The 16,442-nt window shown below is 30.1% G+C and carries 17 protein-coding genes and 1 pseudogene; 13 read left to right on the top strand and 5 right to left on the bottom strand.

Annotated features, from left to right (window positions below; translation table 11 throughout):
- Positions 1 to 316 precede the first annotated feature (316 nt).
- Together dph5 and OTK55_RS08605 are read left to right on the top strand one after the other, a co-directional pair.
- A complete protein-coding gene (gene dph5, locus OTK55_RS08610; RefSeq protein WP_274871936.1) occupies positions 317 to 1,108 on the top strand; it encodes a diphthine synthase in 792 nt (263 codons plus the stop codon).
- A 146-nt stretch (positions 1,109 to 1,254) separates the two neighbouring features.
- Entirely contained in the window at positions 1,255 to 1,479 is a 225-nt protein-coding gene (locus tag OTK55_RS08605) for a hypothetical protein (RefSeq protein WP_274871935.1), read from the top strand.
- 107 nt (positions 1,480 to 1,586) lie between these two features.
- On the opposite strand, the gene OTK55_RS08600 is transcribed toward OTK55_RS08605, so the two are convergent.
- Entirely contained in the window at positions 1,587 to 2,303 is a 717-nt protein-coding gene (locus OTK55_RS08600) for a tRNA guanosine transglycosylase family protein (RefSeq protein ID WP_274871934.1), read from the bottom strand.
- 343 nt (positions 2,304 to 2,646) lie between these two features.
- Here OTK55_RS08600 and hdrC point away from each other — a divergent pair.
- From hdrC to OTK55_RS08555, 9 genes and pseudogenes are all read left to right on the top strand, one after another.
- Positions 2,647 to 3,210 (top strand): annotated as a pseudogene (hdrC, locus tag OTK55_RS08595) (CoB--CoM heterodisulfide reductase subunit C); the annotation flags it as partial.
- 30 nt (positions 3,211 to 3,240) lie between these two features.
- Positions 3,241 to 4,146 carry a CoB--CoM heterodisulfide reductase subunit B gene (gene hdrB / locus OTK55_RS08590; protein WP_274871932.1) on the top strand — a complete coding sequence of 302 codons (906 nt, stop codon included), beginning with the start codon at positions 3,241 to 3,243 and terminating at the stop codon, positions 4,144 to 4,146.
- A gap of 239 nt (positions 4,147 to 4,385) precedes the next feature.
- Positions 4,386 to 4,670, top strand: coding sequence for a DUF749 family protein (locus OTK55_RS08585; protein WP_274871931.1), 285 nt, complete (start codon positions 4,386 to 4,388; stop codon positions 4,668 to 4,670).
- Positions 4,663 to 5,217 carry a DUF2096 domain-containing protein gene (locus OTK55_RS08580; RefSeq protein ID WP_274871930.1) on the top strand — a complete coding sequence of 185 codons (555 nt, stop codon included), beginning with the start codon at positions 4,663 to 4,665 and terminating at the stop codon, positions 5,215 to 5,217. Before OTK55_RS08585 ends, OTK55_RS08580 begins: the two co-directional genes overlap by 8 nt.
- A gap of 134 nt (positions 5,218 to 5,351) precedes the next feature.
- Positions 5,352 to 6,482 carry a cation diffusion facilitator family transporter gene (locus OTK55_RS08575; RefSeq protein ID WP_274871929.1) on the top strand — a complete coding sequence of 377 codons (1,131 nt, stop codon included), beginning with the start codon at positions 5,352 to 5,354 and terminating at the stop codon, positions 6,480 to 6,482.
- Positions 6,483 to 6,623: 141 nt separating this feature from the next.
- Positions 6,624 to 7,295 (top strand): metallophosphoesterase family protein, encoded by a 672-nt coding sequence (locus tag OTK55_RS08570; RefSeq protein WP_274871928.1) that lies wholly within the window; start codon positions 6,624 to 6,626, stop codon positions 7,293 to 7,295.
- A 30-nt stretch (positions 7,296 to 7,325) separates the two neighbouring features.
- Positions 7,326 to 8,654: a phenylacetate--CoA ligase family protein gene (locus tag OTK55_RS08565; RefSeq protein ID WP_274871927.1), complete on the top strand. Its 1,329-nt coding sequence runs from the start codon at positions 7,326 to 7,328 to the stop codon at positions 8,652 to 8,654.
- Positions 8,655 to 8,667: 13 nt separating this feature from the next.
- Positions 8,668 to 9,099, top strand: coding sequence for an ACT domain-containing protein (locus OTK55_RS08560; RefSeq protein ID WP_274871925.1), 432 nt, complete (start codon positions 8,668 to 8,670; stop codon positions 9,097 to 9,099).
- 122 nt (positions 9,100 to 9,221) lie between these two features.
- Complete coding sequence (locus tag OTK55_RS08555) at positions 9,222 to 10,019, top strand: carbon-nitrogen hydrolase family protein (protein ID WP_274871924.1); 798 nt, start codon at positions 9,222 to 9,224, stop codon at positions 10,017 to 10,019.
- A gap of 84 nt (positions 10,020 to 10,103) precedes the next feature.
- Here OTK55_RS08555 and thiD read toward each other — a convergent pair whose 3' ends face one another.
- Positions 10,104 to 10,883 (bottom strand): bifunctional hydroxymethylpyrimidine kinase/phosphomethylpyrimidine kinase, encoded by a 780-nt coding sequence (thiD, locus tag OTK55_RS08550; RefSeq protein ID WP_274871923.1) that lies wholly within the window; start codon positions 10,881 to 10,883, stop codon positions 10,104 to 10,106.
- Positions 10,861 to 11,547 (bottom strand): 2-phospho-L-lactate guanylyltransferase, encoded by a 687-nt coding sequence (gene cofC / locus OTK55_RS08545; RefSeq protein WP_274871922.1) that lies wholly within the window; start codon positions 11,545 to 11,547, stop codon positions 10,861 to 10,863. The genes thiD and cofC overlap by 23 nt, the downstream gene beginning before the upstream one ends.
- Positions 11,548 to 11,808: 261 nt before the next feature.
- Here cofC and proS point away from each other — a divergent pair, with 261 nt between their 5' ends.
- A complete protein-coding gene (proS, locus tag OTK55_RS08540) occupies positions 11,809 to 13,215 on the top strand; it encodes a proline--tRNA ligase (protein WP_274871921.1) in 1,407 nt (468 codons plus the stop codon).
- 137 nt (positions 13,216 to 13,352) lie between these two features.
- Here proS and nifU read toward each other — a convergent pair whose 3' ends face one another.
- Together nifU and OTK55_RS08530 are read right to left on the bottom strand one after the other, a co-directional pair.
- A complete protein-coding gene (gene nifU / locus OTK55_RS08535) occupies positions 13,353 to 13,739 on the bottom strand; it encodes a Fe-S cluster assembly scaffold protein NifU (protein WP_274871920.1) in 387 nt (128 codons plus the stop codon).
- A 35-nt stretch (positions 13,740 to 13,774) separates the two neighbouring features.
- Positions 13,775 to 15,010, bottom strand: a complete 1,236-nt coding sequence (locus OTK55_RS08530; protein WP_274871939.1) for a cysteine desulfurase family protein — start codon at positions 15,008 to 15,010, stop codon at positions 13,775 to 13,777.
- A 463-nt stretch (positions 15,011 to 15,473) separates the two neighbouring features.
- Between OTK55_RS08530 and OTK55_RS08525 the strand changes: the two genes are divergently transcribed.
- On the top strand, positions 15,474 to 16,418 hold the full coding sequence (locus OTK55_RS08525; protein ID WP_274871919.1) for an ABC transporter substrate-binding protein: 945 nt from the start codon (positions 15,474 to 15,476) through the stop codon (positions 16,416 to 16,418).
- Positions 16,419 to 16,442 lie beyond the last annotated feature (24 nt).

Raw genomic sequence — 16,442 nt, 5'->3', positions numbered from 1 at the left:
GGGTCACATCTGATCTCGTCTCGATCTCAGTAATAAAGTCTATCCACGTTTTGTTTGGTACTATAGATGGTAAGTCTATGGGAATTTCAGAAAGTTGCCGGCCTTTCAAATATATTATTTAAATAAACAACTATTTCTATTCAAATCTTAGTATTATAAAGTTCTATTTTTACAAAATTAATTGTTTAAAAGCAGTATTGTTTTTCTTGTTTTATTAATAACAGTTTTTTATGTGGATTATTAGAATTGTTTAATAATCTATTATTATAAATATGTTATTATATCTATTTTAGAATAATTTTTGGAGGATATATAAATGTTATATTTTGTAGGTCTTGGATTGTTTAGTGAAGATGATATTTCATATAAAGGATTTAAAGCTTTGCAGTCTGTTGATTGTATTTATGCTGAGTTTTATACTGCTAAGTTAATGGGCGGTAATATTGATAATTTGATTGATAAACTTGATGTTCCTTTCATTACTTTAAAACGTGAGGATGTTGAGGATTGTAATGTTATTATTAATGAGGCTATGACTAAGGATATTGCTTTTGTCACTGCTGGAGATTCTTTAATGGCTACTACTCATACTGAGTTGTATGTTGAAGCTGTTAATAAGGGTATTGAGACTCGTATTATTCATGGTAGTAGTATTTTTTCTGCTGCTCCAGGTCTTGCTGGTCTTCAAGCTTATAAGTTTGGTAAGACTACTACTGTTCCTTTTCCTGATGAGAATTTCTTCCCTCATTCACCATATGATGCTATCAAATTAAATTCTAGTATTGGTTTACATACTTTAGTATTGTTAGATATTCAGGCTCATAAGGATAGGTATATGACTATTAATGAGGCTATTGATTATTTACGTAAGGTTGAGTCTGAGCGTGGGGAGCATGTTTTTGATGATGATTGTATAGTTATTGGTATTGCTCAGGCTGGTAGTGATCATCCTATTGTTAAGGGTGGTAGGGTTGCTGATGTTGCTGATTTTGACTTTGGTAATCCTTTACACTGTATGATTGTTCCTGGTGATTTACATTTTCTTGAAGCTGAGGCTTTAGTTACACTTGCTGATGTTGATGAGGATTTACTTAAAGATTTTTTATGATTAATTAGTATTGCAAATATTTTATATAATGCTGATTTACATATATTAATATTAGATATTAAAAAAAATTATTTTTGGAATGTGATACTTTAGATAGAAATAAGCGTTCTAAATAAAATCTTATTAAGTAAATAGAAGTGTTTTAAGTGAACTACTCTGATGATAATTCCGTAGACTTTATTAAGGGTACTCATATTAATCATGATATGTATAAGGATATTCAGTTTATTCATGATAAGAAAACATGTTTTTATGAAGTAATTTGTACAAAATATGATAATTCAGAATGTCATGTTTATATTGGATATGACGGTGCGGCTGCTCGTCGGACTTATAATCGTATCATTGCATCTGCTAATGATAGTAAGTAGTACTCTATTTATCATTTTTTTTAATATTATAATACACGTATTTTTTTATTTTTTTTATTTTTTGAAAATTAGTTTTTTTGGTGGGAGGGGAGGTTATGTTTGTTTTTTTAGTATAATTGTGTGTATTTAAGCAGATAGTCTTGGTAGTTTTTATCTAGCAGTCTGTGTAGTGTCATGAGTTCTGGGTTTGTTGCTGCTTTTTGTTCTGTTAGGTTTCTTAGTGTTTTGTTTTTCATGTTTTCTTGTATTTCTTTTATTGTGAATTCTATTTGTTTTATGTTTTCTTGTTCTAGGTCGTCTGTTAGTTGATATTCATTGCCAGGGTATATGTTTGTACTTGTCATTAAGTTGTTATTTTTTGCTTCGTATACTGCTCTACTTGTGTCAAAGATATCTATTCCTATGTATGCTAAAATAGGTGTGATTTGTGTTGTTGCAAATGGGAAGTATAGTGTTGTGTTTGGGTTTATATTTTCTCTTGTTTGGATTATTATGTCTAGTAGACTTTCAGGATTTCTTTGTAGTTCATCTGTATTTGCAAATGCTAGTGTTGTGTATCCTAGTTTTTCTAGTTCTTGTGCACATTTTATTCTTAGTTGGGGGTATTGGGCTCCTTGAATTACTGCTACTTTGTTTTTTTCCTGGTTTTCTGCTGATTGTATTGTTTGTTCAACGTATTCTTCTGCTATTTCTTCTTGTATTTTGAATGGTGTTGGTATGTTTTTTATTGTTTCTACTGTCTTGTAATCTATTAGTGTTGGTGTGTCTTTGTTGTTCCATTGTCCTAGTCGTGATGGTCCATCATGTGCTTTTATTTTTAACATTCTTTTATTTACTCCTTATACTCTTTTTGAGGTTTTTGTGTTTTATTATTATATTGTATTTTTTTTGTTATATTTTTTATTTTCATTATATTTGTGTCATCTTTTAGATTACACAAGCCATTTTTTATGATACCTTTATATACTAATTTCAAATAACATATTAATAGAAATTTATTTAGAGTGTTCAGTTTGTAAATTTCTACAAGTTAACTATTAAAAATTTATCAAGATTGACAGATAGGTGAGTCAATCAAAAAAACCATCTGAAATATTTTTAGATGTAAAATATTAAATTAAATATTATAAATTAATATTTATTTATTGTGTATTTTATCAATGGAGTGAAAAAATGACATTATTAAACGAAAGTGAATACTTAGTAACTGAAAAAGATCTAGACCCAGCTTTCAAAGAAGCTATAATGGTAAATGGATCAGAAACTTTAGCTGTATGTTATCAATGTGGTACCTGTTCAGGTGCATGTCCTTCAGGAAGAAGAACACCTTACATGATAAGAAGATTAGTAAGAAAAGCATTAATGGGTTACAAAGACGTAATTGCAGATGACGCAATTTGGATGTGTACAACCTGTTACGAATGTCAAGAAAGATGTCCTCGTGATGTAAAAATCGTAGAAATCGTAAAAGCAATCAGAAACGTTGCTGCACACGAAGGTTACATGGCAACAGCACACAAAAAAACTGGTTCTTTCGTAGCAAAAACTGGTCACGCTGTACCTATTAACGATAAAACAAAAGCATTAAGAAAAGAAATTGGTCTTAGTGAATTACCAGCAACAACTCACTCAGATGCAGCTGCATTAGAAGAAGTACAAACATTAATCAAAGCAACTGGATTCGATGAATTAATCGGATATGACTGGGAAGCTGGCGACTTAAAAGAATAGGATTGTAATTAATAATAGGAGGATAAAAACATGGCATATGCTTACTTTTTAGGATGTATAATGAACAACAGATACCCAGGTATCGAAAAATCAACCAGAGTATTAATGGACAAATTAGGTGTAGAGTTACAAGAAATGGAAGGAGCTTCCTGTTGTCCTGCACCAGGTGTATTCGGTTCATTTGATAAAGAAACATGGGCAACAATTGCAGCAAGAAACTTAACAATTGCAGAAGATATGGGTTCCCAAGTATTAACAGAATGTAACGGATGTTTCGGTTCACTTCACGAAGCAAACTTATTATTAAAAGAAGATGAAGATTTCAAAAACAAAGTAAACAATTCCTTATCTGAAATCAACAGAGAATACAAAGGTACAACAGAAGTAAGACACTTCGCAGAAGTATTATACAATGATGTAGGATTAGATAAAATATCTGAAATCTTCGAAAAAGATTTAAACTTAAACGTTGCTGTACACTACGGATGCCACTTCTTAAAACCTAGTGATGAATTACAAATAGACAACCCTAAAAATCCAAAAATCTTAGATGAACTTGTAGAAATCACAGGTGCTAAATCAGTACCATACAAAGACAAAATGATGTGCTGTGGAGCAGGTGGAGGACTCAGAGCAAGAGATTTAGAAGTAACAACCAGTTTCACCCATGAAAAATTAGAAAACATGAAAGCAGCTGGCGTAGATGCTATTATAAACGTATGTCCTTTCTGTCACATGCAGTTTGATGTAGGACAAAAAGAAGTAAACGAACAATACGGAACAGACTTCGCAATCCCTGTATTACACTTAGCTCAATTATACGGATTAGCAATGGGATTATCTCCAGAAGAGTTAACACTTGATAAACAAGTAGTTGACCCTACAGAGTTAGTTAAAAAAATGAACACACCTAGAGAAGAAGCTGAAGCTGAATAAGTGTTCACAAACATATAACTTAAAGTTAAATTTTCTCACCCCCATCTTTTTTTTTAATAAAATTTTTAATTATCTTAATTTACACACAAATAAATTCCATTCTTATTTCCTATAATTATCAATATATTTATTAGATTAAAGGGAATAACATAATTATATAATAGAAATGAAAAAACATAAAAAAATAAAATAAAAATATTAAAGATAATAAAATTTACATTATAAGGAGATGGAATACCATGCAGAATTTTATTGTAGAGCTTGTAGGAGTATTCACAACAAAAGATTTACCTGAAGATTATGAGAAATTCGTAGAATATAAAGCAACAATAGATAAGAAAGAAGTACAGGAAAAAACTCCTATAGCTATCATGAAAGTTAAAGATACTACTAGTTATCATGTATTATTCCTAGATGAATATGATTCATTAGAACAAATAGATCAGGAATTAGAAGAAAAATTAGATGGTCAAATATATAATTACACAATACGTAACATATTACAGGGGCATATGAATGGTTAATGATATGAAAGATCCATTATATTTAAGATGGGGTGTTCTTGATCATCTTCTTAAAGAACTTAAAAAGAAGTATGAGGATATTCCAAAAGAAATGATTAGAGATTTACAATATGCTAGGGCATTAACAAACTTTTACCTAGAAGACCCAACAGAACCAGATAGAGCTAAGGAGATAGGACGTATTGATTCATTATTAAATACAGTTGAAAGAAATCTATTAGCTTTAGCTAGTAATGAAGGAGAAGAATACGTAAAAGAGTGGGAACAAAAATTATTAGAAGCATCACAGGGTAAAGAAGTATTCAAGTCAGTGAATATTCAGTCAAAGTTTATACCAGGTATGCCTGCAAACTTTGATTTTATCAGATTTAATTTCAGGGAACCTATCCAGGAAGAAAGGTTTATTGAAATCTGTGAGTATGAGAATGTTATCATAGAATTTGATGATAATGATACTTCTGTATTTGTATTTGGTGAAAAACCTAATATTAAAAGTGCTCTAAAAGAAATGAGTCCATTCTTTTCTGAACAGTTACAAGAAGCTTAGGCTTCTTCTTTTTTTTTTATTTTCTAATATATTGATAAATATACATATATTCATATACAAGTAGTATGTATACCCTAATAGAGAATTTAATCATGATTATTTTTTGTTTATAATTGTAACACGGGGAGAATATTATGACAAATGATGATATAAATCAAAAAGTTGATAGAGATAAGATAATTATTCAAACTAGTGTGATAGGTATTCTGGCAAATATATTATTAGCAGTATTCAAAGCATTTGCAGGTATAATGTCTAATTCTATTGCAGTAACCCTTGATGCTGTAAATAATTTATCTGATGCTTTATCATCTGTAATTACTATTATTGGAAATAAGTTAGGATCTAAAGCTCCAGATAAGAATCATCCACTAGGTTATGGAAGAATAGAATATCTAAGTGCTATGATTGTAGCAGGAATTGTACTTTATGCAGGTATTACTTCAATTATTGAATCAGTTAAGAAGATTATCAATCCTGCAACACCCGAATACACAAGTATTACATTATTAATCCTTGCAGTGGCAATTATTGTAAAACTAGTGCTTGGGTCATATGTGAAAAAGAGGGGTGAGATTGCTAATTCTGGAGCATTAATAGCATCAGGAGCAGATGCAACTTTCGATGCAGTTTTATCTTTATCAGTACTATTATCAGCACTTCTATACATATTCACAGGCATCTCATTAGAAGCATACGTAGGTGTTATAATCTCAGCAGTAATTATCAAGGCAGGTATTGATATGATGATAGAAACATTAAATGATATACTAGGAAAACGTGCTGACCCAAAAACTACTGCTCATCTAAAAGAACTTCTAATAGAAGAACCACAAGTAAGGGGAGCTTATGATATATTCATAACAAATTATGGTCCGGATAAAAATTATGCATCAGTACATCTAGAATTACCTGATGTAATGACAGTAGAAGAAGTTGATGAATTAACCCGTAAATTACAGGAAAAAGTCTACCAAGAAATGGGAATAACTCTTATAGGAGTAGGTGTTTACTCATATAACACTAAAAATGATGAAGCAGGAAAAATACATAATACAGTAATGGAAACTGTGATGAATCATGAATGGGTATTACAACTTCATGGATTCTTTGTAGAAGTCGATAAAAAACAGATGCGCTTCGATGTAGTGATGAGTTTTGATATTGACTGGGATGAAGGACTGGATATTCTACAAAAAGAGGTTAATGAACTTTATCCTGATTATGAAGTTCAGATAGTCTCAGATATTGATATATCTGATTAATAACTGTTTTATAAAATGTGTAAAATATATAATTACACAATTCTATTTTTTCTATACTTATACTTTTTTTTATACTAAATAATATTAATATCAAATGAGATATCTACATATAGTTAATTAAATTAAGGAGAATTTTTTACGATGAAAATATTAATAATTACAGATATTCATAGTGCTCCTGATAAAATATTTAGTTATTTAGATGAAAATCCAGTAGACCAAATTATTATAACGGGTGATGTAACAGAATTTGGTCCTGAAGACTATTTTATAGAAACACTTAATAAATTTAGTGAATATGCTCAAGTTCATGCACTACAAGGAAATTGTGATCCGAAAAATGCAAATGAACTACTAGATAAATCTAACATAATCAATATACATGATAATACTTCAAATATTGGAGATATACAAGTAGTTGGTTTTGGTGGATCAAATCCTACACCATTCGATACACCAAATGAATTTAGTGATGAAATATTATACAATGAATTAAGTAAATACAAAGATGTATTGGGTTCAGATTCTTATACTATTTTAGTAACACACGCACCACCACTAAACACAAATGCAGACAAAATAGAATCTGGTGCACATGTAGGAAGTGAAGGTATAAGAAAAATAATTGAAGAAACACAGCCAACACTAAATGTATGTGGACACGTTCACGAATCAATAGGTCAAGACAAAATTGGAGACACTGTAGTAGTAAATCCAGGAGACGCAGCAAATGGACATGCATGCCTCCTAGAATTAACAGATGAAGACATCAAAAATAAAAATGTTAACATAAAGATATTTACTATACAATAAAGAGATGATTAAACTAAAAAGAGGAATTACATGACAAAGTTCAAAGAAGAAGATGTATACATATTTAACAAAGAAAGAGAATGCATGAGTCGAGAAGAATTCAGAGAATTACAACTAAGACGATTAAAAAAAGTAGTACGCTATGCATACGATAACGTACCATTTTATAGAAATCTATACGACAAAAACAATGTATCACCAGATGACATAAAAACATTAGAGGACATACAGCTACTACCATTCATAACAAAAGATGACCTAAGAAATACATATCCCTTCGACCTACAGGCAGCACCAAAAGAAGACTGGGTAGAAGTACACTCAACAAGTGGAACAACAGGAATTCCAACAGTAGCAGCATACACACAAAAAGACCTAGACATATGGGCAGAATGTACAGCAAGAGGACTGGCAAGTGTAGGAGTACATAAAAAAGACATAGTAAACATAGCATACGGTTTTGGATTATTCACAGGAGGACACGGAGCACAATATGGAGCACAGAAAATAGGAGCACTAGCAGTACCCATGTCTTCAGGAAATACAAAAAAACAAATGAACTTCCTCAAAGACTTCCCAGCAGACTTCCTATGTTGCACACCATCATATGCATTATACATAGCAGAATCATTTGAAAGAGCAGGAATAGACCCAAAAACAGTACCTATTAAGGGAGGAGTATTTGGAGCAGAAATGTGGACAGAAGAAATACGTCAGAAATTAGAAGATAAATTTGGAATATCTGCCCAGAACATCTATGGACTAACAGAAGTAATGGGTCCTGGAGTATCAACAGAATGCCATATAAAAGATGGAATGCACATAGCAGAAGACCATTTCTATCCAGAAATAATAGACCCTAACACACTAGAAGTGCTACCAGAAGGAGAAACAGGTGAAATAGTATTCACATCCCTTACAAAAACAGGTATGCCAGTTATCAGATACAGAACAAAAGATATCACATCACTAAACTATGATAAATGTGAATGTGGAAGAACAACTGTTAGAATGAGCAGAATTATCGGACGTAGCGATGACATGCTTAAAGTAAAAGGAGTAATAGTATTCCCTAAACAAATCGAAGAAGTTATCATGGCTATGGATGAACTATCACCAGCATATCAAATCATTGTATCAAGACCAGATACACTAGATGAAATAGAAGTACAAGTAGAAATTGACCAAGCAACATTCTCTGATTCCATGACCAACCTAGAAGAATTCAAATATAAGGTTGGTAAGGAAATCAAAGAAGCAATAGGTATAGGAGTAAAAGTAACTCTAGCAGAACCATACTCAATTCCAAGAAGTGAAGGAAAAGCAAAAAGAGTAATTGATAAAAGAAACTTTAATTAAGAGGTGCATAACATTGCCAATAAAACAAGTATCTGTATTTTTAGAAAATAAGACAGGAAGATTATGGAAAGCATTAAATATTCTTAAATCAAATGATATTGATATAAGAGCATTATCTATTGCTGACACATCGGAATTCGGAATATTAAGAATGATTGTCTCTAATCCTAAAAATGCAAAGGAAGCACTTGAATCTGAAAATTTTGCTGTAAGTCTAGCTGATGTACTAGCTATAGAAGTAGAAGATCAACCTGGAGGACTAGAAGCAGCACTAAACATACTAAATAGTAATAATATCAATGTAGAATACATCTACGCATTCGTGGAAAAGAAAACACAGAAAGCTTTAGTTGTACTAAGAACTGAAGAAAATGAAAGAACCTTAAAAATATTACAAGACAATGGTTTTTCATTAATAGGTCAAGATGAAGCATATACATTATAATAATGTATATCTTCCTTTTTTTAGTTAAATCTGTTAAAAATATAAGTTATAATATAAATTATTTTAGGCTTTAACAGATACTTCCTATTTTTTTAAATTATAGATATAACCAGGTAGATTATATGAAAATTGCATCAGCACAGATGAAAATGGATTCTAGTTTAGAAAAAAATTATAATAAATCTATCAATTTTATAGAAAAAGCATCTTATTTAGGCGCTGATTTAATTTGTTTTCCAGAAATACAGTTAAGTCCTTTTTTCCCACAATATGAAAAAATGGATGTAACAGATTATATACTTGAACTAGACTCTAAATATGTTCAAGGAATACAAGAAGCATGCAGAAAACATGAAATATATACATCACCTAATTTCTATGTTAAAGAAAATAATAAACTCTATGATATGAGCTTGTTAATAGATGACTCAGGTAAGATTATAGGTAAACAGAAAATGGTTCATATTGCTCAATGTAAAAATTTCTATGAACAAACATATTATACTCCCTCAGAGGAAGGATTTAATGTTTTCAATACTAAATTTGGAAAGATTGGTATAGTCGTATGTTTTGATAGACATTACCCTGAAAGTATCAGAACATGTGCATTAAAAGGTGCAGAACTTATTATTATTCCTACAGCTAATATTACGCTAGAACCAGAGGAACTTTATAAATGGGAAATTAATGTTCAAGCATTTCAGAATAGTGTTAATATTGCATGCTGTAACCGTGTTGGTGTTGAAGGTAAGATGGAATTCTCAGGTAAATCAATAGTAAGTGATTATCATGGAAATACTATAGAAATAGCTGATAATACAGAGCAATTATTATTGGCTGATATTAATTTAGATAATGCAACTAAAGTAAGGAAATCTAAATCTTATTTCAGTTTAAGAAATAAGAAATTTTATTTATAATTTTAGATTATTTTTTTCCTTTAATTAATATTTGAATAAGTAAATTATGAACTTTTTTTTAGAAACCAATATTGATAACATATATTAGAATTTTATAGAATTCCAGAATTGGTACGGTGTATTATTAAAACCATTGATTATACTATTTCTGATAAATTGATTACTTAGTTTGCATGATTCTAGTAAATCATGGTTATTGATTAATTGTGATGTTATTGCAGATGAGTATGTGCATCCTGTACCATGAGTATTATTTGATTTGATTAGTTCACCTTTTATTTTATGAACTTCACCGTTTGTGTACAGTATATCATTTCCTTGCATATGTCCACCAGTAATTACAGTGTTGTTTGAATTACTTAATTTTTCTGCAACATTAATCATATCTTCTTCAGTTTCTATTTTTTTATTTGAAATATTCTCTGCTTCATGTATATTTGGTGTGATAATATATGCATTTTTCATAAGATATTTTTTGAAAGTAGTAACATAAGAGTCTCCTGTAAGATTTTTACCAGACTCAGAAATCATAACAGGGTCAACAACAGCTTTCAATTGATATTCCTTAATCTTCTTAGATACTAATTTAATAATATCTCCTGAATATAATACGCCAGTCTTCATAAATTCAATAGGATAAACATCCATAATTTGGTCAATTTCATCTTCAATTAATTGCAAATCTACTTTACCAATATTACTAACACTATAAGGATTCTGAGCAGTGATAGCTGTTACAACACAGGTAGCATAAATACCATGAGCATGAAATGTTTTACAATCAGCAATAATCCCAGCACCACCTGATGGATCTAAACCTGCAATAGTCATAGAACACTTTTTATTCATTTTTTCTGTAGACATTTAATCGTTCACCACCATGATTATTTTCAACTACAATATCAAGACTATTAATATACTTGAAAGTATACGTATTTTTTCCATGTAATAATAATTCACCTAAATCCTGAGGTGTATTAATATCTATAGATAAATAAAATGAATCATAAATATTAGGATTCATAACTAATCTTCTAGCTTCATTCACATGTTTAAAGAAGCTAAACTCACCAAACTGTGGCTTAAAGTTATATTCATTATTAATGTACAATAGATTTGTTCCACCACCTTTAGAGGGTGAAATAATAAAATCATTCTTGTTTTCTAGAATATACTGAATATTTCTTTGTTTAATTAACGGAATATCAGCAGGTAACATTAAAATATTAGCATCAGAATAATTATCTTTAACATAAGAGATACTATCAAGTAATGAATTATTCAGATAGTCACTTTCATGTTCTCTTTCATTTAAACACTTTAAACCAAGAGATTGAGCATATTCAAGAACTTCCTCATCTTTACTTATAACAATTATTTCCTCTACACTACTTCTGATATTAGATACAATATCTTTAAGCATACACTTTAATAATTCCTTTCTTTCAATTTCAGATAGAAATGGTGATAATCTAGTCTTAGAATTACTGAAATTAGAAATAGGTATAATCGTAACTAATTTATACATATATTAACTTTTATCTTATTATAATAAAAATATTTAACTATTAAATAATTATTTAACAATAATTTAATCAGAAAAACGTTTCTCTTTTTTATTTCAACTTAAGAAATAGTCTAATTTTAAAGGCTACTAAATGTTAAGTATAAAATTTTATAATCATTAAAAAACAAATATAGATATAATAAATGAACTAATCAAGATTAAAACTTATTTTATGAAATTTAATTTTTATATTATTTAAAAAAAACAAATTATGGTGAGTAAATGAAGAAATTTAGCGAATGGTTTCATAACATATTAGAGGAAGCTGAATTAATTGATTCAAGATATCCTATTAAAGGAATGAGTGTATGGCTACCAAGAGGTTTTCAAATTAGAAAATATGCACTCAAAGCATTACAGGAATTACTTGATAAAGACCATGAAGAAGTATTATTTCCAATGTTAATACCTGAAAGTGAATTAGCAAAAGAAGCAATACACGTTAAAGGTTTTGAAGATGAAGTATACTGGGTAACAAAAGGTGGAAAAAGAGATCTTAATGAACAACTAGCATTAAGACCTACAAGTGAGACATCAATGTATCCAATGTTTTCATTATGGGTACGTTCACACATGGATTTACCAATAAAAGTATACCAGACAGTAAACACATTCAGATATGAAACAAAACATACAAGACCATTAATAAGAGTTCGTGAAATAACAACATTCAATGAAACTCACACAGTACATGCAACAGAAGAAGAAGCTGAAGAAGAAGTAAAAACTGGAATAGAAATATATAAAACATTCTTTGATGAACTAGGTATACCATACTCCATAAGTAAAAGACCTGAATGGGATAAATTCCCTGGATCAAAATACACAATGGCATTTGACATGATTATGCCTGATGGAAAAACTCTTCAAATAGGAACAGTACATAATTTAGGTACAACCTTTGCTAAAACATTTGACATAGAATTTGAAAATGATGAAGGTGAACATGAATATGCTCATCAAACATGTTATGGATTATCTGATCGTGTGATTGCTGCATTAATAGCTGCCCATGGTGATGAGAAAGGATTACAATTACCTCCAGTAGTAGCACCTGAACAAGTAGTAATTGTACCAATTATATTCAAAGAAAATCAAGATGTAGTACTAAACTTCACTGATAATCTTGAAAAACTATTAAAAAGTAATGGTATCCGTGTAAGACAAGATAAAAGAGATATGAGGCCAGGTAAGAAATATTATGAATGGGAAAAACGTGGAGTTCCATTAAGAATAGAAGTTGGTCCTAGAGATATTGAAAATAAATCTATTGTATTAATAAGAAGAGATACTGGTAATAAAGAATTCATTGATTACGATGAGAACACTATTGCAGATGTTGTTAGAGATACATTAGATAATATTACTGAGGATATGAAAGTATCTGCTAATAAATTCCAAGAAGAAAAAACATATTCCGTTGAAAATCTTGAACAGGTTAAAAAGACTATTAACAAGAAAGGTGGAATTGTTACATTTAATTGGTGTGGAGATACTGACTGTGGTAAGGACATGGAAGAAAAATTCGATATTGACGTATTAGGTACTCAAGAGGCTGATGTATCTGGACCATGTTTAAATTGTGGTAAAGAAGCTCATTATAAGGCTTTAATATCAAAAACATACTAAACCCCTTAATTATTTTTTTAATATTTTTTTTTATAGAATAGAATTTATTTTTTTAGAAAAAGAATCCTTTTTGAAGTTAAATTTAATAAAAAGAGTAAATTAAATAAAAAGAGAGGAGTTAGTGAAAAATTAATAATTTATTCTTCACCTTTTGCTTTTTTTTCTCTGTAGTTTTCTATAGCTGCTTGTAATGCATCAGCTGCTAGGTTGGAACAGTGTAATTTAATTGGTGGTAGTCCGTCTAATTCTTCTGCTACGTCATTTCTTGATATTTTGTATGCTTCATCTATATCCATTCCAATAGCCATTTCTGTAATCATACTACTTGTAGCTATTGCTGCTCCACATCCAAATGTACTGAATTTTACATCAGTTAGTTTTTCATCATCATCTACTTTTATGTAGATTGTCATGATATCTCCACAAACTGGATTTCCTACTGTTCCTTCACCATCTGGGTTTTTTATTACACCTGTGTTTCGTGGGTGTGTGTAATGTTCTATAACTTTGTCACTGTATTGCATTTTTATTCACCATCCTTTTTTATTATCCTACTTTTTTAATATCTGTCTAAATCTTCATCTTCTACTGGTTTTTCAAACCTATCTCCTATGTATTTGTCTTCTTCGTTATCCCATAGTGGTGATAGGTCTCTTAGATAATCTACTACTTTTTTAATTGATGCTACTATGTAGTCTACATCGTCGATTGAGTTTTCTGGTCCTATGGATAATCTTAGTGAACCGTGAGATAATGCTGGTTTTATTCCTAATGCTGCTAATACGTGTGATCCTTTAAGATCATGGGTTGAACATGCTGATCCAGTTGCTCCGTCTATTCCTTCGTTATCTAATCTTAAAATTAGTGATTCTCCTTCTACTCCTGAGAATCTGAAGTGTACGTTGTTTGGTAATCTGTGTTCTAGGCTACCATTTACGTATGAGTCTTTAATGTTTGCTAATACTTTTTCTATTAATGCATCTCTGATTTCTTGGTTGTGTTTCATGTGTTCTTCTAATCTTTCATTAGCAAGTTCTGCTGCTTTACCGAATCCTACAATTCCAGGTATGTTTTCAGTTCCTGATCTTAGTCCGTTTTCTTGTCCTCCACCGTGCATGAATACTTCAAGTCTTATTCCTTTTTTGATGTATACTGCTCCTACACCTTTTGGACCGTTTATTTTGTGGCTTGATAATGATAATAGGTCTATGTTTTGTTCTTTTACGTCTACTGGTATTTTACCTGCACTTTGTACTGCATCAGTGTGGAATGGTATGTTGTGTTCTCTTGCTATTTCTCCTATTTCTTTTATTGGCTGGATTGTACCTACTTCGTTGTTAGCGTGCATGATTGTAATTAAGATGGTGCTGTCTTTTATTGCATTTTTTAAGTCGTCTAGACTTATTAGTCCATCTTCGTCTACTGGTAAGTATGTTACTTCAAATCCGAATTTTTCTAGGAATTCACATGTTTTTAGTACTGCTGGGTGTTCTATTGCAGAAGTTATGATGTGGTTTCTAGGGTTTTCCTCTGTTGATTTTTGTATTTCTTTTAATGCTATTCCTTTAATGACCATGTTATCTGATTCTGTTCCTCCACTTGTGAAGGTTATTTCACTTGGATCTGCATTGATTAGGTCTGCTACTTGCTTTCTTGCTTTTTCAAGTACTTCTTTTGCGTCTACTCCTAATCTGTATAATGTTGATGCGTTTCCAAATCTTTCGTTAAAGAATGGTAACATTTCTTTTAGTACTTCTTCATCTACTGGTGAAGTTGCTGAGTTATCCATGTATATTAATTCATGTGCCATTTTTATTTTCTCCCGATTTATTTTTTTTAATAATGATTTTTATAATAAAATTCTTTCACATTGTTATTTATTTCACATTGTTATATTTCATATTAATACTATTTAAAGCTATTCTTATAATTCCTAAATTGAAACATATTAATAATACTAAAAATATAACTATTGTTATAATATTATTATAAATAATTCGATTGAAAAAATCGGGCAATAAAACAGACAAATTGATTATAAAAATAGACAAAAATTATTTTTAATAGAAGACTAACATAGTTTACTTTAAATTAAACAAAACACAAAAATAATATAATTAATATAATAATATTAATCGGGCAATAAAACAAATAATATCGGGCAACAATAAAAAAAACAAATTAATTTTTCAATAAAAAAAAATAATATAGTTTATTTTAAATTTGTTTATTTTAGTAAATCAAGGAGCTATTAAAGAATGCTAAAAAGAAAATACATTGATTTAATAATAGTAATTATTGTAGTCCTTGCAGTAGTATCCTATACATATACATCATTCTACTCAGATGATGATACAGTATCAATAGGATACTTACCTTCAGATCACGATGCAGCATTATTTGTAGCAAATGCTTCAGGCATGTATAGAGATGCAGGGTTAAATGTAGAACTACATGAATATAATAATGGTGGAGATTTAATAAGTGCAATGACAAGCGGGACAGTTGATGTAGGATATGTGGGAGTAACACCCGTATTATCATCCATATCAAAAGACGTACCTATAAAAATCGTTGCAGGAGCTCAATTAGAAGGTAGTGGATTAGTAACTAATGAACCTGATGTTACATCAATTGAAGATTTAAAAGGAAAGTCAATAGCTACACCAGGTCAATCTTCAATACAATACATGTTACTACAATACGACTTAAAAAAACATGACATGACAATGTCAGATATAACAAGTCCAAGTATGAAAGTAGCATCCATGAATGATGCATTAAAAACTGGAAGTATTGATGCAATGTTAACATATGAACCATATATGTCAATTGCTGAAAAACAAAATAATATGACAGTTGTAGATACATCTCATGAGATATTAGAAAATCATCCATGTTGTGCAGTAGTAGTTACTGATAAATTCGCAAATAGACATCCCGATAAAGTTAAAAAAATAGCAGAAATACATAAAAATGCTACAGAAAAACTAGAAAATGATCCATACGGATGTGTAAAGTATTTACCACGTAACATTGTAGCTAATGAAACCTTAGAAGGACAAATATTAGCTAACATGAGCTGGGTATCTGACTTAAATGATACATACAAACAAGATGTAAGAGATTTCATAAGTACAGAAAAAGATTTAGGAGTGTTAAATCAAACATTTAGTGATGAAAAATTATTCTACACTGCATAATCATTAAAAATCAATAAAAAGGGA

Origin of the sequence: Candidatus Methanosphaera massiliense (assembly GCF_028890305.1) — an archaeon.
Lineage (GTDB): Archaea > Methanobacteriota > Methanobacteria > Methanobacteriales > Methanobacteriaceae > Methanosphaera > Methanosphaera massiliense.
The sequence above is the reverse complement of the archived record's forward strand: the minus strand, read 5'-3'. Positions and strand labels throughout refer to the sequence as shown.